The sequence below is a fragment of the Amycolatopsis mongoliensis genome, assembly GCF_030285665.1.
In the GTDB taxonomy this organism is placed as follows: Bacteria; Actinomycetota; Actinomycetes; order Mycobacteriales; family Pseudonocardiaceae; genus Amycolatopsis; species Amycolatopsis mongoliensis.
This window is the reverse complement of record NZ_CP127295.1, coordinates 6,335,256-6,361,512: the sequence shown is the minus strand read 5'-3', so window position 1 is coordinate 6,361,512 and position 26,257 is coordinate 6,335,256. Positions and strand designations below refer to the sequence as shown.

The 26,257-nt window shown below is 71.8% G+C and carries 23 protein-coding genes; 11 read left to right on the top strand and 12 right to left on the bottom strand.

Annotation, left to right across the window (positions count from 1 at the left end; all coding sequences use genetic code 11):
• Positions 1-166 precede the first annotated feature (166 nt).
• The gene (locus QRX60_RS30595; protein ID WP_285994888.1) at positions 167-1,810 is read left to right on the top strand and encodes an FAD-dependent monooxygenase; all 1,644 of its coding nucleotides are present in this window, start codon (positions 167-169) and stop codon (positions 1,808-1,810) included.
• Here the strand turns inward: QRX60_RS30595 and QRX60_RS30590 are convergent.
• Positions 1,788-2,699 (bottom strand): alpha/beta fold hydrolase, encoded by a 912-nt coding sequence (locus tag QRX60_RS30590; protein WP_286003733.1) that lies wholly within the window; start codon positions 2,697-2,699, stop codon positions 1,788-1,790. The two genes, QRX60_RS30595 and QRX60_RS30590, sit on opposite strands and share 23 nt — an antisense overlap.
• Positions 2,700-2,909: 210 nt before the next feature.
• Between QRX60_RS30590 and QRX60_RS30585 the strand changes: the two genes are divergently transcribed.
• The 6 genes from QRX60_RS30585 to QRX60_RS30560 all read left to right on the top strand — a co-directional run bounded on the left by QRX60_RS30585 (position 2,910) and on the right by QRX60_RS30560 (position 11,548).
• The gene (locus QRX60_RS30585) at positions 2,910-4,061 is read left to right on the top strand and encodes a sensor histidine kinase (RefSeq protein ID WP_285994887.1); all 1,152 of its coding nucleotides are present in this window, start codon (positions 2,910-2,912) and stop codon (positions 4,059-4,061) included.
• Positions 4,058-4,717: a response regulator gene (locus QRX60_RS30580; RefSeq protein ID WP_285994886.1), complete on the top strand. Its 660-nt coding sequence runs from the start codon at positions 4,058-4,060 to the stop codon at positions 4,715-4,717. Before QRX60_RS30585 ends, QRX60_RS30580 begins: the two co-directional genes overlap by 4 nt.
• A 323-nt stretch (positions 4,718-5,040) precedes the next feature.
• On the top strand, positions 5,041-5,286 hold the full coding sequence (locus QRX60_RS30575; protein WP_285994885.1) for a hypothetical protein: 246 nt from the start codon (positions 5,041-5,043) through the stop codon (positions 5,284-5,286).
• Between the two features lie 67 nt (positions 5,287-5,353).
• Positions 5,354-6,520 carry an MFS transporter gene (locus QRX60_RS30570; RefSeq protein WP_285994884.1) on the top strand — a complete coding sequence of 389 codons (1,167 nt, stop codon included), beginning with the start codon at positions 5,354-5,356 and terminating at the stop codon, positions 6,518-6,520.
• Positions 6,521-6,658: 138 nt separating this feature from the next.
• A complete protein-coding gene (locus QRX60_RS30565; RefSeq protein WP_285994883.1) occupies positions 6,659-8,440 on the top strand; it encodes an APC family permease in 1,782 nt (593 codons plus the stop codon).
• A 9-nt stretch (positions 8,441-8,449) separates the two neighbouring features.
• Positions 8,450-11,548: an ATP-binding protein gene (locus QRX60_RS30560; protein ID WP_285994882.1), complete on the top strand. Its 3,099-nt coding sequence runs from the start codon at positions 8,450-8,452 to the stop codon at positions 11,546-11,548.
• On the opposite strand, the gene QRX60_RS30555 is transcribed toward QRX60_RS30560, so the two are convergent.
• Together QRX60_RS30555 and QRX60_RS30550 are read right to left on the bottom strand one after the other, a co-directional pair.
• Complete coding sequence (locus QRX60_RS30555; protein ID WP_285994881.1) at positions 11,526-12,302, bottom strand: ABC transporter permease; 777 nt, start codon at positions 12,300-12,302, stop codon at positions 11,526-11,528. The two genes, QRX60_RS30560 and QRX60_RS30555, sit on opposite strands and share 23 nt — an antisense overlap.
• Entirely contained in the window at positions 12,299-13,234 is a 936-nt protein-coding gene (locus QRX60_RS30550; RefSeq protein WP_286003732.1) for an ATP-binding cassette domain-containing protein, read from the bottom strand. Before QRX60_RS30550 ends, QRX60_RS30555 begins: the two co-directional genes overlap by 4 nt.
• A 145-nt stretch (positions 13,235-13,379) precedes the next feature.
• Here QRX60_RS30550 and QRX60_RS30545 point away from each other — a divergent pair, with 145 nt between their 5' ends.
• Complete coding sequence (locus QRX60_RS30545; protein WP_285994880.1) at positions 13,380-13,961, top strand: hypothetical protein; 582 nt, start codon at positions 13,380-13,382, stop codon at positions 13,959-13,961.
• Between the two features lie 50 nt (positions 13,962-14,011).
• Here QRX60_RS30545 and QRX60_RS30540 read toward each other — a convergent pair whose 3' ends face one another.
• Complete coding sequence (locus tag QRX60_RS30540; RefSeq protein ID WP_285994879.1) at positions 14,012-14,617, bottom strand: phosphate signaling complex PhoU family protein; 606 nt, start codon at positions 14,615-14,617, stop codon at positions 14,012-14,014.
• A gap of 190 nt (positions 14,618-14,807) precedes the next feature.
• On the opposite strand from QRX60_RS30540, the gene QRX60_RS30535 reads away from it, so the two are divergent.
• Positions 14,808-14,957, top strand: a complete 150-nt coding sequence (locus tag QRX60_RS30535; protein WP_285994878.1) for a hypothetical protein — start codon at positions 14,808-14,810, stop codon at positions 14,955-14,957.
• A 31-nt stretch (positions 14,958-14,988) separates the two neighbouring features.
• Here the strand turns inward: QRX60_RS30535 and QRX60_RS30530 are convergent, their stop codons facing one another.
• The 7 genes from QRX60_RS30530 to kdpF all read right to left on the bottom strand — a co-directional run bounded on the left by QRX60_RS30530 (position 14,989) and on the right by kdpF (position 23,007).
• Positions 14,989-15,123 (bottom strand): hypothetical protein, encoded by a 135-nt coding sequence (locus QRX60_RS30530; protein WP_285994877.1) that lies wholly within the window; start codon positions 15,121-15,123, stop codon positions 14,989-14,991.
• 187 nt (positions 15,124-15,310) lie between these two features.
• Complete coding sequence (locus QRX60_RS30525; RefSeq protein ID WP_285994876.1) at positions 15,311-16,018, bottom strand: response regulator; 708 nt, start codon at positions 16,016-16,018, stop codon at positions 15,311-15,313.
• Complete coding sequence (locus tag QRX60_RS30520; protein ID WP_285994875.1) at positions 16,015-18,543, bottom strand: sensor histidine kinase; 2,529 nt, start codon at positions 18,541-18,543, stop codon at positions 16,015-16,017. Before QRX60_RS30520 ends, QRX60_RS30525 begins: the two co-directional genes overlap by 4 nt.
• Before the next feature lie 3 nt (positions 18,544-18,546).
• Entirely contained in the window at positions 18,547-19,158 is a 612-nt protein-coding gene (locus QRX60_RS30515; protein ID WP_285994874.1) for a potassium-transporting ATPase subunit C, read from the bottom strand.
• A 2-nt stretch (positions 19,159-19,160) separates the two neighbouring features.
• Positions 19,161-21,251, bottom strand: a complete 2,091-nt coding sequence (gene kdpB, locus QRX60_RS30510) for a potassium-transporting ATPase subunit KdpB (protein ID WP_285994873.1) — start codon at positions 21,249-21,251, stop codon at positions 19,161-19,163.
• A complete protein-coding gene (kdpA, locus tag QRX60_RS30505; RefSeq protein ID WP_285994872.1) occupies positions 21,248-22,906 on the bottom strand; it encodes a potassium-transporting ATPase subunit KdpA in 1,659 nt (552 codons plus the stop codon). Before kdpA ends, kdpB begins: the two co-directional genes overlap by 4 nt.
• Positions 22,906-23,007, bottom strand: coding sequence for a K(+)-transporting ATPase subunit F (gene kdpF / locus QRX60_RS30500; RefSeq protein WP_285994871.1), 102 nt, complete (start codon positions 23,005-23,007; stop codon positions 22,906-22,908). The genes kdpA and kdpF overlap by 1 nt, the downstream gene beginning before the upstream one ends.
• Before the next feature lie 436 nt (positions 23,008-23,443).
• Between kdpF and QRX60_RS30495 the strand changes: the two genes are divergently transcribed.
• Entirely contained in the window at positions 23,444-23,677 is a 234-nt protein-coding gene (locus tag QRX60_RS30495; RefSeq protein ID WP_285994870.1) for a hypothetical protein, read from the top strand.
• Here the strand turns inward: QRX60_RS30495 and QRX60_RS30490 are convergent.
• Positions 23,667-23,972 carry a hypothetical protein gene (locus QRX60_RS30490; RefSeq protein WP_285994869.1) on the bottom strand — a complete coding sequence of 102 codons (306 nt, stop codon included), beginning with the start codon at positions 23,970-23,972 and terminating at the stop codon, positions 23,667-23,669. The genes QRX60_RS30495 and QRX60_RS30490 overlap by 11 nt on opposite strands.
• Positions 23,973-24,148: 176 nt before the next feature.
• Here QRX60_RS30490 and QRX60_RS30485 point away from each other — a divergent pair, with 176 nt between their 5' ends.
• Positions 24,149-26,161, top strand: a complete 2,013-nt coding sequence (locus QRX60_RS30485) for an APC family permease (RefSeq protein ID WP_285994868.1) — start codon at positions 24,149-24,151, stop codon at positions 26,159-26,161.
• Positions 26,162-26,257: the final 96 nt, after the last annotated feature.

The window sequence follows — 26,257 nt, the reverse complement described above, 5'->3', positions numbered from 1 at the left end:
CGCCGCATCAGGGAAAGCGAGATCCGGATCCCGTTCCACGAATCTTCCGGCGGCCGATGATCCATTTTGCGCGTCACGCCTACCCTTTTCGGGGTGCTCGCCGTACCCTGCGCGATGACGATCATGCCGATCGCCGGCCGCGGACGACTCGCTGGGAGCCCTTGTCATGACGAGCAGCATCGACACCCCCGGCGTGGAGACGACCGAGGTCGTCATCGCCGGTGGCGGCCCGGTCGGCCTGACCCTCGCCCACGAACTCGGCGCGCGGGGCATCGACTGCGTGCTGCTCGAACCGCGGCCGGAGCCGAGCCTGGCGTCCCCGCGGTGCAAGCAGATGAACCCCCGGTCGATGGAGATCTTCCGGCGCCTGGGCATCGCCGGCGCGGTCCGGGACCACGCACGCCTGCCGTTCGGGTGGTCCGATTCGGCGGTCTTCTGCACCTCCCTCACCGGGCACCGGCTGGAACGCTTCGACGGCGTGTTCGCCCTCAGCGACGTGCAACGGACCGAGCTGGCCGAGCCCGCCCTGTGGTGCGCGCAGAACCACGTCGAGGCAGCCCTGCGCGACACCCTCGCCGGGCGGGAGACGGTCAGCGCGCGCTGGGGCTGGACGCTGACGGGTCTCGAGCAGGACGCCACCGGAGTCACCGCGACCGCGACCGACGGTGCGGGGCGGGAGCGCGTGGTGCGAGGCAGCTACCTCGTCGGCGCCGACGGTGCCCGCAGCGCGGTCCGGCGGGCCTGCGGCATCCCGCTGACCGGGCGGAGTCACGAGATCCGCAACGTGCAGGTCATCTTCGACGCGCCCGGGCTGAGCGCCCGCCACGACCTGGGCCGCGCCGTGCAGTACTGGGTGGTCGACCCCGAGGTCAACGGCCTGATGGGCACGCTCGACACCGAAGACCTGTGGTGGGCCATCATCATCAACGCACCGGAAGACGCCGACGCCGCGTGGTGCGAACGAGCGGTCCACCGCATGATCGGCGCCGAAGCACCCCTTACCGTGACGGCGATCGATCCCTGGACGGCCCGGATGCTGGTGGCCGACCACTACCGGGCGGGCCGCTGTTTCCTCGCCGGCGACGCCGCCCACCAGAACCCGCCCTGGGGTGGGTTCGGCGCCAACACCGGCATCGGGGACGCCGCCGACCTGGGCTGGAAGCTCGCGGCCGCGCTGCGCGGCTGGGCCGGCCCCGAGCTGCTCGACTCCTACGAGACCGAACGCCGTCCCGTCGCCCGGCGCGCCATCGCGGAGGCCGAGCGGAACATGCGGGTGCTGACCGGTGAGCTCGCGGTGCCGGGACTGGACGACGACGGGCCGGACGGCCGGGCCGCGCGCGCCAAGACCGCGGAGCTGATCCGGCAGGCCAAGACGGCCGAGATGTACACCCTCGGTTTCGTCCTCGGCACCGCGTATCCCGGCTCGCCGCTCGTCATTCCCGACGACGGCCCCGACCCGGCCTCCACCGGGTCGGAGTACCGGCCCTCCAGTGCCCCCGGCCACCGGCTGCCGCACCTGTGGCTCGACCGGAACCGGTCGCTCCAGGACGAGCTCGGCCCTGGTTTCACGCTGCTGGAGGTCGCCGCACCGCCCGCGCCCGAATGGGAAACCGCAGCGCGGGCGGGCGGCGTGCCGCTGATCCGGTACCGGCTCAGCCGGCCGGATCTGCACGGTCTCTACGCCGCCCGGTACGTCCTGGTCCGGCCCGACGGGTACGTCGCCTGGCGCGGCGACACCACCCCGGACGACCCGCGGACGGTCCTGGACCCCGCCCGCGGCCAGCTGGCTATTCCGCGGCCGCCGCGGTGACGCGCTGGATGGCCTGCACGGCGACATCCGGCTGGTCGACGTAGATGTAGTGGCCGCTGGTGGCCGCGGTGACCGGCTTGGCGCGGCCGGACAGCCCAAGCCACTTGCGCTGCCCTTCGGACCACGCCTTTTCCAGGGCGGCCCCGTACTCGGGTACGGCGGCGAGGTAGGGCTGCCCGTGCTGGACGACCTCCACCGGGATGTCGCCGGCGGAGCCCGCTTTCCCGTCCTGGATGGTCAGCTTCTCCGGGTTCTGGCCGCCGTAGACCGCGAGGCTCTGCCCGCGCAGCTCGGCCGCCTGGCCGGTGGCCGACTCCGGGATCAGGGTCGTGGTGTCGGCGACGATGGTCGACGGGGTCGCGTCCATCAGGACCAGCCCGGCGACCCGGTCCCGGTGGGAGGGTGCGTACCGGGCGGCGATCAACCCGCCCAGGGAATGCCCGGCCAGCACGACCGGGTGGTGCCCGGCGACCCGGTCCAGCACTCCCGTCAGGACCTTGCCGGTGCTGTCGAAGGTCTGCGGGCCGTCCGGCTGGTCGCTGGCGCCTTCGCCGAGCCGGTCGTAGGAACAGACCCGGCCCTGCCCGCTCAGCGCCTTCTGGAACCCGGCCAGCTTGTCCAGGCCGTCGCCCAGCCCGGCCAGCAGGACGACGACCGGCCGGTCGCCGGCCGGCGCACCCGAACAGGACACGTTCACCGACCGGCCGTCGACGGTGATCTTCACCGTGCCGGAAACCGGATCCGTGCCGGCCTGACCAGTGCCGGCTGCCGCCGACGACGTCGGAGCGTCCTCGTCCGGGTCCGAGGCCTCGTCGCACCCCGCGAGCACCGGGACAGCCACCGCGCAGAACAGCACAGCGACAGCGGACGCCTTGACAGTGCGAAACATCACTACCCCACGATCGGTCGTCGACTCGGCCGGTCCCGGCCTCCGCGGTCCGCGCCGCGGGTGCCCGGAACGCTAGGGAGCCGACGGCTTGGAGTCGTCACCGCACAGGGGACACTTGCGCGTAGCTCGCACGGGGGACACCATCCTTCGCCCGGAGCGGGGACGTGGGCTCGGCCGGGCGCGCGCCGCCCCGGCCGCTACCCTCGTCCCGTGATCGACCTCCGGCGCGGCGCGGACCGGTGGAGACGGTTCGACGTCACGGTCCGGGACGCCCCTCTCGCGCTGGTGCTCGTCCTGGCCTCGCTGGTTCCCGCGCTGCACAACGACGGCACGCGGCTCGGGGACGTCCCGACCCGTCCGATGGACGCGCTGGGCGTCGTCGTGGTCGCCCTCGAATGCCTTCCGCTGATCATCCGCAGGCGTTTCCCGGCCGCCTGCCTCATCCTGGTGGCGGCCGGCTTCGCCCTCGACCAGCTCCGCGGCTACCACACGGTCGCGGGGACCGCGGTGCCGATCGCGCTGATCAGCACCGCGGCCCACCTCGAGCGGTTCCGCCTGCCCACCGCGGTCCTGGCTTCGGTGGCCTACGTGCCGCTGGCCATCGCCCTCACCCGGGACGGGGCGGCGGAGGGCGTGACCGGCTTCGTGACGTTCTACCTGGCCCTGGCTCTGGCGTGGGGCATCGGGAGCTGGCTGCGCCGATCCCGGGCCGCCGAGGCGGAACGCCGTCACCACGTCGCCGAGACCACCCGCATCGCCGAACGCACCCGCATCGCCCGCGAACTCCACGACGTCGTGACCCACCACGTGACCGCGATGGTCGTGCAGACCGAGGCGGCGCGCTACTTGACCGGCTCCCCCGATCGCCTGGACCAGGCCCTGTCCGCCGTCACCGACTCCGGGCGGCGGGCCATCACGGACCTGCGGCACCTGCTGGACCTGCTCGACCCCGAGCACGACGCCGAGCCGCGAAGCCGGTCCGCCGGCGATTTCCGCACGCTCGTGGAGCACGCCCGGCAAGCCGGCCAGCCGGTGGAGTTCACCGAGGAGGGCCGTCCCGCAGAGGCGGCCGGGAGCGCCGAAGCCACGGCATACCGTGTCGTGCAAGAAGCTTTGACGAACGCACTCAAGTACGCGCACGGCAGCGGCACCACTGTTCACGTACGCCACGGGCACCGGGAGATCACTGTGGAAGTAGCCACGGACGGCACGGGTTCGCGCACTGCTTCGCCCGGCGGCAGCGGACGGGGCCTGGCCGGGCTCCGCGAACGGGTCGGCGTGCTCGGCGGCGAATTCCGGGCCGGCCGGCAGGACGGCGGTTTCGTGGTGCGGGCCCGCATTCCGGCGGGCAGCGCGTCGTGACCGGACCGATCCGTGTCCTGGTGTGCGACGACCAGGCACTGATCCGCACCGGGTTCACGACGATCATCGACGCCCAGCCCGACCTCGAGGTGGTCGGCGAGTGCGGTGACGGCCGCACCGCGGTCGACCTCGCCGGCCGGCTCCGCCCCGACGTCGTGGTGATGGACGTGCGGATGCCGGTCCTCGACGGCATCGAGGCGACCCGCCTGCTGGCCGGCGCGGGAGTGGCCCGGCCGGTCAAGGTGCTCGTGGTGACCACGTTCAACCTCGATGCGTACGTCTACGAAGCCTTGCGCGCGGGAGCCAGCGGGTTCCTCCTCAAGGACGCCCCGCCGGGGCAGCTGCTGCACGGCATCCGGACCGTCGCCACGGGTGCCGCGTTGCTGGCCCCGGAGGTGACCCGCCGGCTCGTCGGCCGGTACGCCGCCCGGATCCGGCCGGCGGAAAGCGAATCCGGCGGGGCCCCGCTGACCCCGCGCGAGCTGGAAGTCCTGCGCCTCATCGCCGACGGCCTTTCCAACAAGGAGATCGCCGCGATCCTGGTGATCAGCCAGGAGACCGTCAAGACCTACGTTTCCCGCATCCTCACCAAACTCGACCTGCGCGACCGCGTCCAGGCCGTCGTCCACGCCTATCGCCACGGACTGGTGACCTGACCTGGCGGGTCCGGAGCGGAATCCGGTGTCCACAATGATGATTTCGGTTTCGAAACCTGACCGGCGGACGGTGCGGGTACGGAATCCGGAGAAACCGAGGGTGACGGCGAACGCCGGTGCGTTGTCCCCGAAGGACTGGTTCCGCCACCGAACGTCGACGGTCGGACTCCTTTCGAGGTCACGAATGCCTACGTCAACCAAGTTCCATCACCCTCCGCAGTCAACCGGGTGATAGCGGTTACTCAACCGCAACCTACGCTTCGCGCTCCGGATCTAGCGTTGTCCTGTTCGCTCCAGGTAAATTGTTCACGAAGGAACCCGAGGTGGCATTCCTGCCACCGGCGAACAGCTCCACCACCGTGATTCCACGCGGCGAAAGCGCCGCGTTGTCGTCCGGCCCGTCCAAACCAGCGCGGGTCGGACGAAACCGTATCGGGCGATGGTCGAAAAGCGCGCCGCCGCCCGCCGCTATTGTCATTCGAGCGGGAATACCGTTTCCTTTGATATCGACGAAAATCCGCGAGCCGAACGGCGGACGTAATTCCTTACGTCAGGTGACCGATGTCTGACCCATTTATGCCGCGAAGCATGGCTTGACGGAGCACGACGCTCCGGACCTCGGCCCGAGGAGGAGCGATGTCCCGTGCCACCACCGTGTCCACGGCCGTGATCTTCGTACTGGCCCTCAACCTGCGCCCGGCCGTGACCAGCATGGGCGCGGCACTGCCGGACATCTCCGTGGCCAGTTCCCTCGTCGCCGCGGTCCTCGTCGCCCTCCCGCTGTGGGCGATCGGGCTCGGCGGCTGGGCGGCGCCGTGGCTGTGCGGTCGCGTCGGAACACATCGGACCGTCACCGTGGCCCTGGTCGGGCTGGCAGTCTCGCTTGCCGGGCGGGTCCTCGGCGGACCGGTTCCGCTGCTGGCCGGGACCGCGCTGGCGTGCCTGTCGATCGCCGTGCTCGGCACCATGCTTCCGCTGCTGGCCAAGGGATCCGCCGCCTACACGCTCGGGCTCGGGCTGGGCAGCACGGCCGGGGCGCTGGTCACCCCGGCGGCGGTGCTGTCGTCGTCGTGGCGGGTCGGCCTGGGGTTGTGGGCGCTCGCCGCCCTGGTGGCCCAGGGGGTCTGGCGGCGCACACCCGGCGAGTTCCTGGCGCCGCGGGCGGTGTCGGGGCCCGTCCGGGCCAAGGCACTGACCATCCACTTCGGACTCATCTCGACGGTGACCTTCTTGGTCATGGGCTGGCTCCCGGGCATCCTGCGCGACGCGGGTGTCCCGCCGGCGACCGCGGGCGCGTGCCTCGCGGTGTCGATGGCCATGGGGCTGCCCATGATGTGGCTGGTGCCGGGCTGGACACGCCGCTGGCGCAACCAGACCCTCCTCGTCGTCGTCCTGGCCACGCCCAACGTCATCGGCGTGGCCGGCCTGCTCCTCGCCCCGGCGGTCGCGCCCTGGGTGTGGGCCGGGGCCACCGGCCTGGGCATGGGGTCGCTCGCGTTCGTCCTGACGACGATCTCGTTGCGCAGCAAGGACAGCTCGCTCTCCCTGTCCACTGTGGTCCAGGGCGTGGGGTACGTGATCGCCGGCTTCGGCGTGCTGGCCTGCGGCTGGCTGCACTCGCACACCGGGGGCTGGCGGACGCCGCTGCTGCTGGTCCTGGTGATCCTGCTCGCCCAGGTGGTCAGCGGCCACGTCACGGTGGCGCGCCGGGCCACGGTGATCCCGTTCCCGCGCCGGCTCCCGCGGATCTTCCCCGAAGTCCCGCTGCCGCCGCGGCGGGACATTCCCGAGGTCGGGGCCTGAGGCGCCCCGGCACAGGCCGGCTCCAGGTGCGGCACACGGCGCTGACACGGGTGTCGCGCCGCCGGCGCGAGCTGGATCACCGTCAAGAAAACGCCAACGCCCCTGAAAGGAACACCCGCCGAGCCGCACCCTGACCAGGTGACCGCAACTCTTCCGGACCGGGAGACCCGCCCGAGCACCGATCGGCACCGGCTTTCCGTCGTCGGCGGGCTGGCCGCCCTGTCCCTCGACGCGATGGCGTCGGTCGCCTACGGGCCCGAGGCGATTGTCATCGTGCTGGCCGTCGCCGGCGGGACCGGACTGGGCTGCACCCTGCCCGTCACCCTCGCGATCGCCCTGCTGCTCGGCGTGCTGACCCTCTCCTACCGCCAGGTGATCGCCGCGTTCCCCGACGGCGGCGGCGCCTACGGCGTCAGCCGCGCCCACCTCGGACGGCGGGCCTCCCTCGTCGCGGCCGCCTCACTGATCGTCGACTACGTGCTCAACGTCGCCGTGTCCGTCGCCGCCGGAGTCGCGGCGCTGACCTCGGCGTTCCCCGAGCTACGCCCCTGCACGCCGTGGCTCTGCCTCGGCGTTCTGGCCCTGATCACGGGCGTGAACCTGCGCGGCATCGCCGAAAGCGCGCGGGCGTTCATCGTGCCGACCGCGATCTTCGTGGGCGCGATCCTGACCGTCGTCGTGGTGGGCCTCTTCCGCGGCGAGCCGGCGGCCGCGACACCGGACCACGGGAAAAGCCTGCAGACCGTCGGGATCCTGCTGCTGCTCAAGGCTTTCGCGAACGGCTGCGCCGCGCTGACCGGCGTCGAGGCCATCGCCAACGCCGTCCCGTCCTTCCGCAAGCCCCGGGTCCGGCGCGCCCAGCGGGCCGAGGTCGCGCTCGGCGGGCTGCTCGCGGTGATGCTGCTCGGCATCGCCCTGCTCATCGGGAAGTTCTCGATCCACCCCGTCGACGGCGTCACCGTGCTCTCCCAGGTCACCGCAGCCTCGCTCGGCGACGGCTTCGGCTTCTACGTCGTGCAGTTCTCCACGGTCGTCCTGCTCGCCCTCGCCGCCAACACCTCCTTCGGCGGCCTGCCGGTGCTCGCCCAGCTCCTGGCCAAGCACAACAACCTGCCGCACGTCTTCGCACTGCGCGCCGAACGCCAGGTCTACCGCTACGGCGTCGGTTTCCTCGCGATCACCTCGGCGCTGCTGCTGGTGCTGGCGGACGGCGACATGAACACCCTCGTCCCGCTGTTCGCGATCGGCGTGTTCGTCGGCTTCACCCTCTCCCAGACCGGCATGGTGCGGCACTGGCTGGGCGCCCGCCCCCGCGGCTGGCGCGGCAAGGCCGCCCTCAACGGTTCCGGCGCCCTGCTGACCGGGCTCGCCGCGATCGTGGTCACCGCGACGAAGTTCGGCGAAGGCGGCTGGCTCGTCGTCGTCGCGCTGCCGGTGCTCGTGCTCGCCATGGAATGGGTGCACCGCAGCTACCGCCGGATCGGCGACCGCCTGGAACTCGGCCGCATTCCTTCCCCGCCACGGCCGAACCGGTCGCTCGTCGTCGTGCCGGTGCACACGGTGTCCCTGCTCACCCGGGACGCGCTCGCTGCCGCGCTGTCGCTCGGCGACCACGTCGAAGCCGTCCACGTCGTCCACCCCGAAGACGACCGGGCGGCCTTCGTCGAGGCGTGGGAACGGTGGCACCCCGGCGTCCCGCTCGTGCAGCTCCACGACGAACGCCGCCGGCTCGGCGAGCCACTCGTCGAGCACCTGCGCAAGCACCGCGGCTGCCACGTCTTCGTCCTCATCGCCGAGGTCGAACCCGAGCACCCGTGGCAGCGTTTCCTGCAGAACCGCCGCGGTGCCGTGCTCGCGCGGGCCCTGCGCCGCCGATCGGACGCCGTCGTCTGCCGGATGCGGTTCCGGGTGCCCGGCTAGCCTGATGCGGTGACGATCGAGCTGGTCCTGCTGCCGCGGGTCGCCCACCGCGGCCGCGAGATCACCAGCCGGCGGCTGGGCAGCCTGCTCGCCCTGCTCGCCGACGACCTCCGCACCGGCGTCGCGAGCACCCGCCTGATCGAAGGGCTCTGGCCGGACGAGCAGCCGGAGCACCCCGCCAAAGCGCTGCAGGTCCTCGTCTCCCGCGCGCGGGCCCAGCTCGGCCCCGGCGTCATCGAAGCCACTCCGGCCGGCTACCGGCTCACCCTGGCCGAGCACCAGGTCGACACGGCCGCGCTGCTGGTCGAGGCCGCCGCGTGCGCACGCCTTGTCCGCACCGCCGACCACGAAGCCGCGTTGGCCCACGCCGAGGCGGGCCTGGCCCTTTGGGAATCGCCCGGCGACGCCGGGAGCGCGGATCCCTTGAGCGCACTGCGAACGGCCCGCGCGTCGACCTGCCGGTGGCTGATCCGGGCCCGGGCGTTGTGCCGCTCACGGCTGGGCCGGGCCGCCGAGGCGATCGACGCGCTGGCCGAGCTGGCCGCCGAGCGACCGCGCGACGAGGAGCTGCTCGTCGAACTGCTCCGCAGCGAGGCCGCCACGGCCGGCCCGTCCGCCGCGCTGGCCCGGTACGAAAGCCACCGGCGGGCGCTGCGGGACGAGCTCGGCACCGACCCCGGGCCGGCGCTGCGCGAGCTGCACCGGCAGCTCCTGCAGGGTGCGGCGCCCGTCGTGCGCCACGGGGTCGAGCACGAGCCGAACCCGCTGCTCGGCCGGGACGACGACCTCGCCGCCGTGACCGCGCTGCTGCGGACGTCCCGGGTCACCTCGATCGTCGGCCCGGGCGGGCTGGGCAAGACCCGGCTGGCGCACGCCGTCGGCCGGCGGGCCGAGCAGCGGATCGTGCACTTCGTCCCGCTCGCCGGCGTCACGCGCGCCGAAGACGTCGCCGCGGAGGTCGCGTCGGTGGTCGGCGGCGCGGACACCGGCAGGCCACCGGGCGCCCGCGCTGCGAGTCCCCGGGACGCCGTGACCGCCGTGCTCGAAGCACTCGGCCCCGCACCCGCGCTGCTCGTGCTCGACAACTGCGAGCACGTCGTGCACGCGGCGGCCGACCTCGTCCGGACCCTGGTGGCGCTCAGTCCCGACCTGCGCGTGCTCACCACCGGCCGGACCCCGCTCGCGCTCTCGTCGGAGTCCGTCTACCCGCTGCCGGAACTGAGCCCGGCCACCGCCGCCGAGCTGTTCCGGCAGCGGGCCCGGGCCGTCCGGCCGGACGCGGACCTGCCCGCCGACGCGGTGCGGGAGCTGTGCGCGCACCTCGACGGGCTCCCGCTCGCCGTCGAACTCGCCGCCGCGCGGACGCGGGTCATGTCCGTCGCCGAGATCGCCCGGCACCTCGACGACCGGTTCGCCCTGCTGCGCGGCGGTTCCCGCGACGCACCACCCCGCCACCGGACGCTCCACGCGGTCATCGACTGGAGCTGGACGCTCCTGGACGACAGCGGTCAGGCCGCGATGCGGGCGTTGTCGGTCTTCGCCGACGGCTTCACCGCGGACGCCGCCCGGTACCTGCTGGGCGACGTCGGCGTCCTCGAGCACCTCGTCGGCCACTCGCTGCTCAAGGTCGCCGACACCCCGGCGGGCACGCGGTTCCGGATGCTGGAGACGGTGCGCGAGTTCAGTGCGGCCCGCCGCACCGAGGCCGGGGAAACCGAGCAGGCCACCGCCGCGTTCCTGGCGTGGGTCCGCGACTTCGCGACGGCGCACCACGAGTCGCTGCTCGCGACCGACCTGATCCCGGCGATGCGGCGGGTCGGCGCCGAGCGGGACAACCTCGTCCACGCGCTGCGGCACGGGCTGGACCACGGCGACGGGCCGACCGTCGCGGCGGTGTCGGCCGCGCTCGCCGGGCTGTGGACGTTCGAGTCGAACTTCGCCCGGATGGCCGGGCTCGTCGAGGACACCGCCTGGCTGCTCTCGCACTTCCACCCCGAGCCGGGTTTCGTCGACGTCACCCGTGCCGCGCTCGTCCTGAGCGCGGTGAACAGCTTCCTGTTGCAGGGCAAGGGGCTCGCGCGGGCGCTGGTCACCCTGCGCCGGCTGCCGCCCGCGACCCCCGGCACGCTCATGCACGCCGCCGAGACGGTCATCCGCACCGCGGCCGCGGCGGACGTCGACGCGTTGTTCGCGTTGTGCGACAACGAAAACCCGCTCGTGGCAGGCTTGGCCGAAGGGGTCGCCAGCTACACGTGGGAGGCGGCCGACGAGCCGGAACGGGCGTTGGCCGCGGCCGAGCGCATGGTCGCCGTGTTCGACCGGAGAAACGAGCCCTGGCTGCGCGGCGTCGCGCTCGCGCGGGTCGGCGAGCTCTGCCTGCAGCTCGAACGCGGAGCGGACGCGCGCCGCGCGCTCTTGACCGTGCTCGCGGCGCTCGACGAGACGGGCACCTGGACCGGTGCCGTGCGGATCCGGGGCGCGCTGGTCCTGGCCGCGCTGCAGGCCGGCGCGGTCGACGAAGCCGAGCAGTGGCTGGAACAGGCGATGCTGACCGGCGGGACCGAAGCCGCAGGAGCGTCCATGGTGGACGTCGGCGCCCGCGCGGAGATCCTGCTGGCCCGTGGCGACGTCGACACCGGACTGCGGCTCTGGCGCCAGGCCGCCGAGCGGCTGCGGACCGCGAAGGACACCGGACCCGGCGCCGACGCCTGGGCGTGGGAGACCCAGGCGGTGACCGTGGTCGCGCACGCCCGGCACCACCGGCTCGACCTCGTCGCGGAGATCACCGACGACCTCCGGCGCGCACTGCCGGACCTGCTCGAGGACGCCGGCGCGTCCTTCCCGATCTGCGGTGCCCTCCTGCTCGCCGTGGCGCTGGCCGACCTCGACCGCGGCCGGACCGGCGCGGTGCGGATGATCGCCCTCGCCGAGCGCTTCCGGTTCGTCCGCGGGTTCCACCCGACGATGTCCTCGGCTCGCGTCCGCGCGCTGGCCCAGGAGGCCGACGGGCCGGCGTACGCCGACGCGGTGTCGGAGTACGCCGGCCTCGGCCGCGAAGAGCTGCGGGCCGCGGCACTCGCCGAACTCAGGCGGCGGGATCCCGCCTGAACAGCGCCCGCGCCCAGACGTACCCGGCCACCGCGAACCCGGCGCACCACGCGACCGCGATCCAGCCGCTGTCTCCCACCGGGGTTCCCAGCAGCGCCCCGCGCAGCGTGTCGATCACCGGGGTGAAGGGCTCGTGGCGGGCGAACCACCGCACCGCGCCGGACATCGAGTCCGGGGGCACGAACGCGCTGCTGACGAACGGCAGCACCTGCACGACCAGGATGAACAGGTTCGCGCCTTCGGCGTTCTTCGCCAGCAGCCCGACCGCGACCGCGAGCCAGGTGAGCGCGAGCGCGAGCAGGACCACGACGCCGAACGCGGCGAACCAGCCCCCGGCGCCCGCGGCGGGCCGGAAGCCGAACAGCAGCGCCACCAAGACCACCAGCGCGGCGCTCACCACCGTCCGCAGCACCGCGCCCAGCACGTGCCCGGTCAGCACCGACACCCGCGCGATCGCCATCGTCCGGAACCGGGAGATGATCCCTTCGGTCATGTCGCGGTTCACCGAAAGCGCCGTCATCGAAGCGCCGTAGCCGACGGTCATCAGCAGGATCCCGGACACCACGTAGTCGATGTACTGCCCGGAACCGACACCTGCCTGCATGGCGCCGCCGAAGACGCCGACGAACAGCAGGAGCAGCAGCACCGGCATGCCGAGGGACATGATCATCATCCCCGGGTAGCGGCGCAGGTGCCGGAGGTTGCGCCGCAGCATGGTGGCCGAGTCGCGCGCGGTGAGGGCCAGGGTGCTCATCGGACGGCGTCCTTCCGGGTCGTGAGGGCGAAGAAGACGTCGTCGAGGTCGGGGGTGTGCACGGACAGGCTGCCGACTTCGACCGCGGCGCCGTCCAGCCGGTCGAGCAGGGCCCGCAGCGAACCGATCCCGCCGTCGCCGGGCACCTGCAGCGTGAGCGTGGACTCGTCGGGCGTCCCTTCGCCCAGCGCCCGGGCGGCGGCGCCGAGGTCCGCGACGTCGGCGAACTGCAGCCGGACGTGGCCGCCGGGAACGCGGCGCTTGAGCTCCTCCGGCGTGCCCTCGGCGACGACGCGGCCGTGGTCGAGCACGGCGACCCGATCGGCCAGTTCGTCGGCTTCCTCCAGGTACTGCGTGGTCAGGAAGACGGTGACACCACCGGCGACGAGGTCCCGGATGATCCGCCACATCGTGTGCCGGCTGCGGGGGTCGAGGCCGGCGGTGGGTTCGTCGAGGAAGAGCACGCGCGGCTGCCCGGTGAGGGTCATCGCCAGGTCGAGCCGTCGCCGCATCCCGCCGGAGTACGTCGAGACGAGCTTCCGCGCGGAGTCGACGAGGTCGAACCGCTCGAGCAGCTCGGCCGTCTTCCGCCGGCCGTCGGCGCGGCCGAGGTGGTGCAGGTCCGCCATCAGCAGCAGGTTCTCCTCGCCGGTCAGCAGGTTGTCCACCGCGGAGAACTGCCCGGTGACCCCGATGGCGGCGCGCACGCCGTCCGGCTCGGCCGCGACGTCGTGCCCGGCGACGGCCGCGCTTCCGCCGTCGGCGCGGATCAGGGTGGACAGGATCCGCACGGCGGTGGTCTTGCCCGCGCCGTTGGGCCCGAGCAGGGCGAAGATCGTGCCTTCGGCCACGGCCAGGTCGACGTCGTCGAGCACGACGTGGTCGCCGAAGGTCTTGCGCAGCCCGCTGGCCGCGATCGCCGGGGTGGTCACGGTTCTCCTCTCGTCCGCCGCGGCCTCGTCGGCCGCGGTCGTGACGAGCGTGCGGAACCCTGGTTTCACCCTGGTTTCAGTCCGGTTTCCCGCCGGCCGGCCCGGCCTTGGCGCAGAATCGGACGAGCCGACCGAGGGAGGTGCCGTGCTTCGACCGCCGGCCGGAACGGCGAAGCCGCGGACTGTGGTGCTCGCCGCGCTCACCCAGGTGCTCACGGCTGTGCCGTTCCTGCTGTCGATCATCGTCGTCCGGGCCGTCGGCGCCGAGGCGCAGGCCGCCGCCGAAGCCGAGCTGTCGAGGCAGGGCCTGCCTCCGTCCCTGCTCGCCGGCCACGGCGTCAGTTTCGGCTCGGACACCGCCGAGACGCCGCTGCCGGGCGCGATCATCGTGGTCCTCGTCGCCCTGGCGCTGCTGAACCTGGCCGGGCGACGGGCCGGCCAGGTGCTGTCCTGGGTCTTCCACCCGCTGCTGGCGGTCGCCGGAGCGCTGATCGTCCCGGCGCAGCTGTTCACCGCCACGTTCCTCGCCGCGAGCTTCCGCGACTCCGGCGATCCGCTGCTCCAGCGGGTCGACGTCCCCCGGCTGGTCGATGCCGCCCGCCAGGCCTTTCCGGGCTGGCTGCCCGTCGTCGACGGCGCGAAGCTCGTGTTCACCACGGCCGGTTCAGTGCTGGTGATCGTCTTGCTGGTGCTGCCCTCGGCGCGGGAGTACTTCCGGCGCCGCTGACGGGGACCGAGCGGGTCCGCGGGCCGCCCCCAGGTAGCCCGCGGACCCGCTCAGGCCGCTGTCCCCGTCGCCTGGCTGCGGGGGACCGCGGACTTCATCAGGCGGCCCAGCAGGACCGCGTGGTCGGCGAACCGCTCGTAGTGGCGGCTCAGCAGGACGACGTCGGCCACCGCCGTGCCGTCGCACCGGTTGCGGACGTCGGCCACGATCCGGCGCAGGTCGTCGAGGTCGTCCTCGATGCTGATCAGCGAGCGGACCTCGCCGGTGCCGGCCGTCAGTTCCGCCAGCCAGACCGCGATGCGCCCCATCTCGACGAAGTCCGGCGTCAGCTCGTGCGGCAGCACCGGATGCGGGTAGCACCGCTGCACCGCCCGTGCGACGGCGAGCGCGAGCAGGCTCATCCGCTCCAGCTCGGTCAGCGCGTGGATCGTGGCGAGAACCGTCACGGCCGGCGCCCGCAGCCCGGGTGCCTTCCGCGCCAGCTCCTCGCGCTCGCGGTCGAGGCGGACCGAGTCGGCCACGATCTCGTCCGCCAGCGCGGCATCGGCCTCCGCCAGCGCCACGCTGGCCCGCTCCATCGCGGCCGCGGTGGAGCGGGCCAGCCGCCGGAGGTCCGCGGCGGCCCGGGCGAGTTGCTCAGAAGTGGCGGTGCGCATGACTCCACCCTGTCCAAGTGATACGAAGCCGTCCATGGCCCTTGACGGGAATTCGACGCCGGACCGGGCCCGGATCAACGTCCCGTCAACATCCGCCGCGCCGGCATGAAGGAATCATGACGCCGCCGGGCCTGACGGCGCGCCGTGCGCGATCGTTCGATCACCGAGTCCACCGAACCGAAGGATCCCGATGATCGACCTCGCCTGCACGCTGATGCTGATCACCGGGTTCGTCGTGCTGGCCGTCGTGTTGCGTGCGGCGGAGCGCTGGTGCGAGACGCACCCGCACCGGAGCGGGGCCGCCCGGCCCGGGCAGCCCCGGCCGCGATGCAGTGAGTGACTCATTCACCTCGTCCGACGACATGAATGACTCATTCATGTCGCCGGACCAGCCTCGTCGTGGGGCGGGCGTGCACGATGGCGGTGCCGGTGGCGAGCAGTCGGGCGGTCCCGTAGCCGAGGCCTTCACACGTCCCGGTCACCACGATGACGGGGTTTCCGGGCATGATCCATCCACAGTGGATAGTCGGCGCGCTGAGCAGCGCCGTGCGGGCAGGGGTCAGTGGCCGGGATCAGGCGGCCGGTCCTCGTGGCGCACTTCGCGCGCGTACCCGCGCACGCCGCCGCTGCCCATGCCGTAAGCCGAAACCACCGCCGGACCGCGAACAAGGTGCGGCGCGGCGAACTTACGGATCACTGGCGATTCGAGGACGACTCGTCCGGCACGAAGCGGTAGCCGATACCCGGTTCGGTGACGAAGTAGCGCGGGCACGACGGCTCGGGCTCGAGCTTGCGGCGCAGCTGGGCCAGGTAGACGCGCAGGTAGTGCCCCCGGTCCGCGCGGTCCGGCCCCCAGACGGTGGTCAGCAGGTGCTTGCCGCTGATCAGCGAATCGGGGTTGCGGACCAGCTGTTCGAGGATCGCCCACTCGGTGCGGGTCAGGTGGACCGGCGCGCCGTCCCGGCGGACGATCTTCGACGCCAGGTCCACCGTGAACGCCGCGGTCTCCACGACCAGGTCCGGCTCTGGCGGCGCACCCAGCGCGAGCCGGCGTTCCACGGCCCGCAGGCACGCGAACAGCTCCTCCATGCCGAACGGCTTGGTCACGTAGGTGTCGGCGCCGATGTCGAGGGCCCGGATCTTGTCGGCGGACTCGTGGCGGGCCGAGAGCACGATGATCGGCATCGCGCTCCAGGTGCGCAGCTCGCGGATCACGTCGATGCCGTCGACGTCGGGCAGCCCCAGGTCCAGCAGCACCAGGTCGGGGTGCTCGGTCGCGGCCGCGACCAGGGCCGAGGCACCGTCGGCCGCGGTGGTCACGGCGTAGCCGCGGGCCGTGAGGTTGATCCGCAACGCCCGGACGAGGGCGGCTTCGTCGTCGACGACCAGCACGGATGTCATCCCGTCACCGCCGGCAACGAGATGGCGATCGTCAGCCCGCCACCAGGGGTGTCCTCGGCCCGGACGGTCCCGCCCATCGCCTCCACGAACCCCTTCGCGACCGACAGGCCCAGACCGACCCCGGTCGTGGAGTTGCGGTCGCCGAGCCGCTGGAACGGTGCGAACGCCGAGTCGGCGGCACCCTTCGGCAGGCCCCGGCCGTGGTCGACGACCCGCAGCTCGACCCGGCCCGCGTACCCGCTGGCGCGCACGGCGACGTCACCGCCACCGTGCCGCAAAGCGTTGTCGATCACGTTCGCGACAGCGCGTTCCAGCAGCCCGGGATCGGCCCGGACCGCGGGCAGCCGGTCGTCGACCTCGGCCACGACCTTGGCGCCGCCGTCCACCGCGGACAGCGCGGTCGCGACGACTTCGTCGTAGCCGACCGGCCGCAGGACCGGCTGCACCGCACCGGTCGCCAGCCGCGACGAGTCCAGGAGGTTGTCGACGAGCCCGGAGAGCCGGTCGGTCGACTCCTCGCCGGCGCTGAGCAGTTCCTCGGTGTCCTCTTCGGACAGGCTGACGTCGTGGGCGCGCAGCCCGCCGAAGACGGCCTTGATCGACGTCAGCGGCGTGCGCAGGTCGTGCCCGATGGCCGAAAGCAGCGCCGTGCGCAGCTCGGTGGTCTCCGCCCGGCGTTGCGCCTCCTGCGTCTGGACGGCCATCCGCTGCTGCCGCAGGGCCAGCAGCGCCTGGCCCGCCGCGGCTTCGAGGACCCGTTGGTCATGGGCGGGCAGCGTCCGGCCGCGCAGCGCCAGGTGGACGTCATCGGTCACCGGGACGTCGGCGTCGGCCTCGTCCGGGTCGTCGCACGGCCGCTCCCCCGTGCAGGCCACGCGGACCCACTCCTCCCCCTGCTTTTCCAGCAACGCCACGGATTCCAGCCCGAAGTTCTCCCGGACCTTCGCCAGCAGCCGCTGCAACGGCTCGTCGTGGCCGAGCACCGTCCGGGCATAGGAGGCCAGCAGCGCGGCTTCGGTCCGGGCCCGCGCGGCGGCGTCGGCGCGCCTCGCGGCGCGGTCCACCACGAGAGCGAACGCCACCGCGACGACGACCATCGCGATCAGCGTGATGACGTTCTGCTGCGCGTCGACGGTCAGCGTGTACAGCGGCGGGGTGAAGAAGAAGTTCAGCAGCAGCGCGCTCGCGATCGACGCGAACAGCGCCGGCCCGAGGCCCCCGACGAGCGCGACGACGATCGTGGCGAGGAAGTAGTCGATGACGTTGGTCGACAGGATCAGCGTCTGCCTCAGCAGTACGCCGATCAGCGTCGCCACCGCGGGCAGCGCGAGCGCCAGGGCCCAGCCCAGGATCAGCCGGCGCCGGGCCAGGGAGCTGCGCGGGAACAGCTTCGCGCGCAGCCGCCCGCCGGATTCGTCGTGGGTCACCATGTGCACGTCGATCGGGCCGGACTCCTGCACGACCGTCGCGCCGATGCCCTCGTCGAACAGGCGCGCCACCCGCGACCGCCGGGACGTGCCCACCACCACCTGCGTCGCGTTCACCCCACGGGCGAAGTCCAGCAGGGCGGTCGGCACGTCGTCGCCGACGACGGTGTGGAACGTGGCGCCGACGTCGTCGGCGAGCTTGCGGCACTCCGCGATGGCCTGCGGTGAAACCCCGGCCAGGCCGTCACCGCGCAGCACCTGCAGGACGAGGAGCTCGGCGCCGGCGCGCTTGGCGATCCGCCGGGCCCGCCGGATCAGCGTCTCGCTCTCCCGGCCGCCGCTGATCGCGACGACCACCCGTTCCCGGGCTTCCCAGGTGTCGGTGATGTCGCGTTCGGTGCGGTAGCGCTGGAGCGCGACGTCCACCTCGTCGGCCACCCACAACAGGGCCAGTTCGCGCAGCGCGGTCAGGTTGCCGGGCCGGAAGTAGTTGCCGAGCGCCGCGTCGATCCGTTCGGCCGGGTAGACGTTGCCGTGGGCCAGGCGCCGCCGCAGCGCCTCGGGGGTGATGTCGACCAGCTCGAGCTGCTCGGCGCGGCGGACGACCTCGTCCGGGACCGTCTCCTGCTGCGCGATCCCGGTGATCCGCTCGACGACGTCGTTGAGGCTCTCCAGGTGTTGCACGTTCACCGTGGACAGCACGTCGATCCCGGCGTCCAGCAGGTCGTCGATGTCTTCCCAGCGCTTCGCGTGGCGCGAGCCTTCGACGTTGGTGTGGGCCAGCTCGTCGATGACGGCGACCTCGGGAGCGCGCGCCAGGAGAGCGTCGACGTCCATCTCTTCGAAGGCGTGCCCGCGGTAGTCCACCCGCTTGCGCGGCACCACTTCCAGGCCGTCGAGCAGCTCGGCGGTCTTGCGCCGGCCGTGCGTCTCGACCAGGCCGACGACGACGTCGGTGCCGCGGTCGAGCCGGCGGCGGGCCTCCCCGAGCATGGCGAAGGTCTTCCCCACGCCCGGGGCGGCCCCTAGGTAGATGCGGAGCTCGCCCCGGCGGCGCTTCGGTTCGCCGCCGGGCGGGCTCGCGTTCTCCGTGGTCACCGGTCAGTGCCTGGCCGCCGCGACCGCCAGGTTCATCCCCAGCACGTTCACCGCCGGGTCGCCGAGCACACCGAGACCGCGTCCGGTGGTGTTGTCGGCGACGATCCGGCGGACCTCGTCCTCGCTCAGCCCGGTCTCCCGGGCCACCCGCGGCACCTGCAGCTCGGCGTAGGCCGGGCTGATCTGCGGGTCGAGCCCGGACGCCGACGCGGTCACCGCGTCCGCCGGCACCTTCGAGACATCGACGCCTTCGCGCTTGGCGATCAGCTCCTGCCGCTCCTTGACCGTGGCGAGCAGGTCCTCGTTGGCGGTGCCCTTGTTCGAGGCACCCGAAGTGGACGGGTCGCCCGGGCCGAGCGGGTCCTTCGACCCGGCCGAGGGCCGGTTGTGGAAGAACGGGTCGTGCGCCGGATCCTTCGCGACCGGGTCGACCCCGATCAGCGACGACCCGGCCGCCTGGCCGTTCTGCGTGACGATCGAGCCCTCGGCATTGCCCGAGAGGCCGGGGATCCGGGCCACCGCCCACACCGCGAGGGGGTAGCCGACGCCGAGCAGCACGGTCAGCACCAGCAGCATCTTCAGGCCGGCGACGGTCTGCTTGTACAGCACCTTCATGGTCACATTCCCGGGATCAGTCGGACGAGCAGGTCGATCAGCCAGATCCCGGCGAACGGCGTCACGATGCCGCCGAGGCCGTAGACCAGCAGGTTGCGCCGCAGCAGCGACTTCGCGCTGGACGGCTTGTAGCGGACGCCGCGCAGGGCGAGCGGGATCAGGCCGACGATGATCAGCGCGTTGAAGATCACCGCGGAGAGGATCGCCGAGTCCGGCGAGTGCAGGCCCATGATGTTGAGCCCGCCCAGCTGCGGGTAGATCGCCGCGAACATGGCCGGCAGGATCGCGAAGTACTTGGCCAGGTCGTTGGCGATGGAGAACGTCGTCAGCGCGCCGCGCGTGATGAGCAGCTGCTTGCCGATCTCCACGATCTCGATGAGCTTCGTCGGGTTGGAGTCGAGGTCGACCATGTTGCCGGCCTCCTTGGCCGCCATGGTCCCGGTGTTCATCGCCACCCCGACGTCCGCCTGCGCCAGCGCGGGAGCGTCGTTCGTGCCGTCGCCGGTCATCGCGACCAGCCGCCCGCCCTCCTGCTCCTTCTTGATCAGGGCCATCTTGTCTTCGGGCTTGGCCTCGGCGAGGAAGTCGTCGACACCGGCCTCCCTGGCGATCGCCCGCGCGGTGAGCGGGTTGTCGCCGGTGATCATGACGGTCTTGATGCCCATCGTGCGCAGCTCGTCGAAGCGCTCCTTCATGCCCGGCTTGACGACGTCGGACAGCCGGATCACCCCGCGCACCACGGCGACACCTTCGATCTGCTCGGCGACGACGAGCGGCGTGCCGCCCTCGGCTCCGATGCCGTCGACGACGGTGTGCACCTCGTCCGGCACCGTGCCGCCGTGCTCTTCGACCCACGCGCGCACCGCGGTCGCCGCGCCCTTGCGGACGACCCGGCCGTTCAGGTCGATGCCACTCATCCGGGTCTGCGCGGTGAACGGCACGAACTCGCCCGACTTCTCGGCCTCGCTCGGCTCGGCCGGCAGGACGTGCTCCCGCGCGCACAGGTCGACGATGCTGCGGCCCTCCGGTGTGCCGTCGGCCAGGCTGGAGAGCCGGGCCGCGATCGCCAGGTCGTCGACGGTGGACGAGCCGACCGGCAGCAGCTCGGTCGCCTGCCGGTTGCCGAAGGTGATCGTGCCGGTCTTGTCCAGCAGCAACGTCGACACGTCGCCCGCGGCCTCGACCGCGCGGCCCGAGGTGGCGAGCACGTTGCGCTGCACCAGCCGGTCCATGCCCGCGATGCCGATCGCGGACAGCAGCGCGCCGATCGTCGTCGGGATCAGGCAGACCAGGAGCGCGGTCAGCACGATCACCGACACCAGCCCACCGGAGTAGCCGGCCATCGGCTGCAGGGCCACCACGGCGAGGACGAAGATGATCGTCAGCACCGCGAGCAGGATGGTCAACGCGATCTCGTTCGGTGTCTTCTGCCGCGAGGCGCCCTCCACCAGGGCGATCATCCGGTCCACGAAGGATTCGCCCGGCTTGGTCTTGACCTCCACGACGATCCGGTCGCTCAGCACGGTCGTGCCGCCGGTGACGGCCGAGCGGTCGCCGCCGGACTCGCGGATGACCGGAGCCGACTCGCCGGTGATGGCCGATTCGTCGACGGTCGCGATGCCCTCGACGACGTCGCCGTCGCCCGGGATCACCTCACCCGCCTCGACGACCACCCGGTCGCCGATCTTCAGCTCGACGCCCGGCACGCTCTCTTCGCTGCCGTCCGGCAGCAACCGGCGGGCGACGGTTTCCTTCTTGGTCCGCCGCAGGCTCTCCGCCTGCGCCTTGCCGCGTCCTTCGGCGACGGCTTCGGCGAGGTTCGCGAACAGGACCGTGAACCACAGCCACAACGCGACGCCGATGTTGAACACCCCGGGGTCGGTGATCGCGAAGACGGTGACGAGCACCGACCCCACCCACACGACGAACATGACGGGGTTGCGCAGCTGGTGGCGCGGGCTGAGCTTCCGGAACGCGTCCGGCAGCGACGTCCACAGCTGGCGGGGGTTGAACACGCCCGCGCCGACCCGGCCCGCGTTCTCGACGTGGTGCTGGGTGGTTTCTTCGGCGGTGCGCTGGGTGGTGATGGTCATGCGAGGGCCTCCGCGATGGGACCGAGGGCGAGGGCGGGGATGAAGGTCAGAGCCGCGACCAGCACGACCGTGCCGCCGAGCATCGTGGCGAACAGCGGGCTGGTGGTCGGCAGGGTGCCCGCGGTCTCCGGCACCTTCTTCTGCGCCGCCAGCGAGCCGGCCAGGCACAGCACGGCCAGGATGGGGATGAACCGGCCCAGCGCCATGCAGACGCCCAGCGTCGACTGGTACCAGTCGTTGGTCACGGTGATGCCGGCGAACGCGCTGCCGTTGTTGTTGCTGGCCGAGGTGTAGGCGTAGAGCAGTTCCGAGAAGCCGTGCGCGCCCGGGTTGTTGAACGCGTCGGTGTTGCCCGGGATCAGCAACGCCGCACCGGCGCCGATGAGCAGCACCGTCGGCATCGCCAGGATCGCGATGGCCGAGCAGGTGACCTCCCGCTTGCCGAGCTTCTTGCCCAGGTACTCCGGCGTGCGCCCGACCATCAGCCCGGCCAGGAACATCGCGATGATCGCCATCACCAGGATGCTGTACAGACCGGTGCCCACCCCGCCCGGCGAGAGCTCGCCGAACATCATGTTCAGCAGCGTCCCGAACCCGCCGAGCCCGGTGAAGCTGTCGTGCATCGAGTTCACCGCGCCGGTCGACGTGCCCGTTGTCGAGTCGGCGAACAGCGCCGACGCGGCGAGCCCGAACCGGGTCTCCTTGCCTTCCATCGCCGCGCCCGCCAATCGCGCGGCCGCGCCGTTGGCGTGCGTCTCGCCCCACCAGATGACCGTGAGCATCCCGGCCCACAGCACGCCCATCACGGACAGCAGGACGTACCCCTGCTTGGTGTTGCCGACGAGCTTGCCGAAGGTGCGGGTCAGGCTGACCGGGATGACCAGCAACAGGAAGATCTCGATCAGGTTGGACCAGGAGTTCGGGTTCTCGAACGGGTGCGCGGAGTTGGCGTTGTAGATGCCGCCGCCGTTGGTCCCCAGTTCCTTGATGGCCTCCTGGCTCGCCGCCGGGGCCAGCGCGATCGTGCTGCCGGAGCCGTCCGGGTTGAGCACCGAGACGCCGGACTTGAGGCTCTGCACGACACCGAGCGCCACCAGCACGATCGCGAACACGAACGAGATCGGCAGCAGCACGCGGACCGTGCCGCGGGTCAGGTCGACCCAGAAGTTGCCCAGCCGGTCGGACTTCGAGCGGACGAACGCGCGGGTCAGCGCGATCGCCACCGCCAGGCCCACCCCGGCGGAGACGAAGTTCTGCACGGTCAGCCCGGCCATCTGGACCACGTGGCCCATGACGCCCTCGGGCACGTAGGACTGCCAGTTCGTGTTGGTGACGAAGCTGATCGCCGTGTTGAACGCGATCCCGGGGTCGACCGTGCGGCCGAAGTTCAGCGGCAGCAGCGGCTGGATGCGCTGCAGCAGGTAGAGGAACAGCACCGAGACGAAGGAGAAGCCGAGCACGCCGGAGGCGTAGGTCTTCCAGTGCTGCTCGGCCTCCGGGTCCGCGCGCACGATCTTGTAGACGGCCTTCTCGAGCCGCCAGTGCTTCGTGCTCGTGAACACGCGGTGCATGTAGTCGCCCAGTGGCCGGTACACCAGCACCAAGGCGAGCAGGAGGAGGCCGGCCTGCCCGAGGCCGGCCCACGTCGAGGACATCAGAACTTCTCCGGTTTGATCAGCGCGATGAACAGGTAGACGATCAGGGCCAGCGCCAGCACACCGCCGACGACGTTGGCGAACGCACCGGTGCCGCTCACAACCGCTCCAATCCACGCAGGGTCAAGGCCAGCACGGCGAACACGACGATCGCCAGCAGCACATAGGCCAGATCGGCCATGCGACTGCTCCCTTCTCACACACGACGGGCTGAGGTCGACCGAATGGTGACCCGGCTGGCGGAAGCGTGCCTCCCGGAGTTCCTGACCGGATGTCACCTGACAGAGTCTTGATGCGGCTTCACGCCGCATTGACGCCTTCTTGACGGCGATGACTACGCAATGAATCGGCAACCACCCGAACGAGCCAATTCGCGGGACCGTCACGGATGATCACGCACACTCACGGTGTCCATTTCGGACTTGGTCACAACTCGGCGTCGGCGGCGTGAACGGCTCGCCTCGGCAGGGTTTCCGGGCCACGCTTGAACGATCACGCTTCCCGCAGCCCATCCGGTTCTCATCCCGGGAGTTCTCCTTGGCAGCCGAGCCCGATCTCCGCACGTCCGTTCCCCGCCGGAGCACCGTCCAGGTGAGCCACAGCAGCCACGACGGCGCGATCTCGGTGGTCGTGTCCCTCGACGGCCAGGTGCGCGACCTGCAGCTGGCCGATACCGTGTCGTCGCGACCGGCAGCCCAGCTGGCGAAGGACATCCTCGAGTGCATCCACTCCGCCCAGGCACTGTTCGACCCGGGGCCGGCTACCCGTTGAGGTAGCGGTCGTACACCGCGACCCAGACGTCCAAATCGGACAATTCGTCAGCGAGGCGCCCGCCGTCACCCGTGAGCGAGAAGAGCGCGTCACCGGCCGGGCGCACGTCCCAGCTCCCGGCGTCGGACCGACGCAGCGCTCCTTCGGCTGCCAACACCCGGAGCGCGGGCCCGAGGAGCCTTCTCGGGACGATCCGGCGCAGCTCGTCGAAGGCGCGGGGGCCGGTGCCGAGTTCGTCGAGGAGCTCGACCGCACCCGGGCACGAGATCACGCGCATGAGACGGCCGTCGGCCATGGCGACTCCCGGGGACGAGGTGCCGGGGACGCTAGGCATCCGGCCGGGCCCGGGCACCGCCGTTGACGCGAATCTGACGGGCAGCCGGCGGACGTTTACGCGATCCCTACGGCGAAGCCGGGATATTTACGGAATCCCTACGGCGGCTCCCGCACATCCGAGAGACGCTGCCGTACGTGCCAGCACCCACGTCATGGCTCAAACGGCTGGTACTCGGTCGGCCGTTCCGGAGCGACACCCTCGGCGAGACACTGCTGCCCAAGTGGCTCGCCCTGCCGATCTTCGCGAGTGACCCGTTGTCGTCGGTCGCCTATGCGACGCAGGAGATCCTGCTCATCCTCTCGATCGGCGGGCTGGCCTACTTCAGCCTCGCGCCGTGGGTGGGCCTGGCCGTCGCCGTGCTGCTCACCGTGGTCGTGATCTCCTACCGGCAGGTCGTGCGCGCCTACCCCAGCGGCGGCGGCTCCTACGAGGTCGCCTCCCGCAACCTCGGGAGCCGGGCGGGCCTGGTCGTCGCCGGCGCGCTGATGGTCGACTACATCATGACCGTGGCCGTCTCGGTCGCCTCCGGCGTGGACAACATCATCTCGGCCGTCCCCCAGCTCAACGACCAGCGGATCCTGCTCGACATCGGGTTCATCGTCGTGCTCATGGCGATGAACCTGCGCGGCATCCGCGAGTCGGGCCGCGCCTTCGCCGCGCCCACCTACCTGTTCATCGCCACCGTCATGCTGATGATCGTGGTCGGCTTCGCGCGCGTCTTCACCGGGCACGCCCCGGTCGCCGAAAGCGCCGGCTACGCGATCCGCCCGGAACAGGTCGGGCTGACCGGGCTCGCGCTGGTGTTCCTGCTGCTGCGGTCGTTCTCCTCCGGCTGCACGGCGCTCACCGGAGTCGAAGCCATCTCCAACGGTGTCCCGGCCTTCCGCAAGCCCAAGGCCCTCAACGCCGCCCGCACGATGACCGCCATGGGTGCCACCGCCGTCGTGATGTTCGGCGGCATCACCGCGCTCTCCCTGATCTCCCGGGTCCACATCGCCGAGAACACCTGTGACCTGGCGGGCTTCCGCGGCGACTGCACGACCGACCCGCAGCGCACCGTGATCAGCCAGATCGGCGCCGCGGTCTTCGGCGGCGACCACGCCGTGCTGTTCTACGTCCTGCAGGCCGCCACGGCGCTCATCCTGATCCTGGCCGCCAACACCGCGTTCAACGGCTTCCCGCTGCTGGCCTCGATCCTCGCCCAGGACCGCTACCTGCCCCGGCAGCTGCACACCCGCGGCGACCGCCTCGCCTTCTCCAACGGCATCATCGCCCTGTCACTGGTCGCCGGCATCCTGATCTTCGCCTTCGACGGCTCCACCACCCGGCTCATCCAGCTCTACATCCTCGGCGTGTTCACCTCCTTCACCCTCTGCCAGGCCGGCATGGTCCGGCACTGGAACCGGGTCCTCGCCGACGCGACCGACCCCCGCGAACGCCGCGCGGCCCACCGGTCCCGGCTGATCAACGCACTCGGCGCGGCCCTCACCGCGATCGTGCTCGTGGTCGTGCTCGTCACGAAGTTCACCCACGGCGCCTACCTGGTCGTCATCGCCATCCCCGTGCTGTACGCCGTCATGCGCGCGATCCACCGCCACTACACCCACGTCCGGGAAGAGCTCCGGCCCGACGACGAGAGCGAGCTGCTGCCCAGCCGCGTCCACGCGATCGTGCTGGTGTCCACATTGCACAAACCCAGCCAGCGTGCGATCGCCTTCGCCCGCGCCACCCGGCCGGACACCCTGTCCGCGATCACGGTCAACGTCGACGACGCCGACACCCGCCAGCTCCAGCACCAGTGGGAGCGGCGCGGGATGAAGATCCCGCTCAAGGTCCTCGAATCGCCGTACCGCGAAATCACCCGGCCGGTCGTGCAGTACGTCAAGAACCTGCGGCGCAGCAGCCCACGGGACGTCGTCTGCGTCTACATCCCGGAGTACGTCGTCGGCCGCTGGTGGGAAAACGTGCTCCACAACCAGAGCTCACTGCGGCTGAAGGGACGGCTGCTGTTCGAACCCGGCGTCATGGTCACCAGCGTTCCCTGGCAGCTGCACTCCACCACCCGCCGCGACCTGCACCGGGTCCGCCCGCTCCCCGGCGACATCCGCCGCGGTGTCACCACGCAGCGCCGCTCCGGACCCGGCTAGGGCCGCGCGCTGCAAGTTCCTCGACAGACCACCCGGCGCGACGTTCATGGCGGCTTCCAGCGGCTGGACGTGCCGGATGGCCCGGGACAGGAGCAC

Coding starts and splice junctions, on each gene's coding strand:
- QRX60_RS30595 (WP_285994888.1), top strand. CDS start 167: ATGACGAGCAGCATCGACACCCCCGGCGTGGAGACGACCGAGGTCGTC.
- QRX60_RS30590 (WP_286003733.1), bottom strand. CDS start 2,699: ATGTTTCGCACTGTCAAGGCGTCCGCTGTCGCTGTGCTGTTCTGCGCG.
- QRX60_RS30570 (WP_285994884.1), top strand. CDS start 5,354: ATGTCCCGTGCCACCACCGTGTCCACGGCCGTGATCTTCGTACTGGCC.
- QRX60_RS30555 (WP_285994881.1), bottom strand. CDS start 12,302: ATGAGCACCCTGGCCCTCACCGCGCGCGACTCGGCCACCATGCTGCGG.
- QRX60_RS30540 (WP_285994879.1), bottom strand. CDS start 14,617: ATGCGCACCGCCACTTCTGAGCAACTCGCCCGGGCCGCCGCGGACCTC.
- QRX60_RS30535 (WP_285994878.1), top strand. CDS start 14,808: ATGATCGACCTCGCCTGCACGCTGATGCTGATCACCGGGTTCGTCGTG.
- QRX60_RS30530 (WP_285994877.1), bottom strand. CDS start 15,123: ATGCCCGGAAACCCCGTCATCGTGGTGACCGGGACGTGTGAAGGCCTC.
- QRX60_RS30525 (WP_285994876.1), bottom strand. CDS start 16,018: ATGACATCCGTGCTGGTCGTCGACGACGAAGCCGCCCTCGTCCGGGCG.
- QRX60_RS30515 (WP_285994874.1), bottom strand. CDS start 19,158: ATGAAGGTGCTGTACAAGCAGACCGTCGCCGGCCTGAAGATGCTGCTG.
- kdpB (WP_285994873.1), bottom strand. CDS start 21,251: ATGACCATCACCACCCAGCGCACCGCCGAAGAAACCACCCAGCACCAC.
- kdpA (WP_285994872.1), bottom strand. CDS start 22,906: ATGTCCTCGACGTGGGCCGGCCTCGGGCAGGCCGGCCTCCTCCTGCTC.
- QRX60_RS30490 (WP_285994869.1), bottom strand. CDS start 23,972: ATGGCCGACGGCCGTCTCATGCGCGTGATCTCGTGCCCGGGTGCGGTC.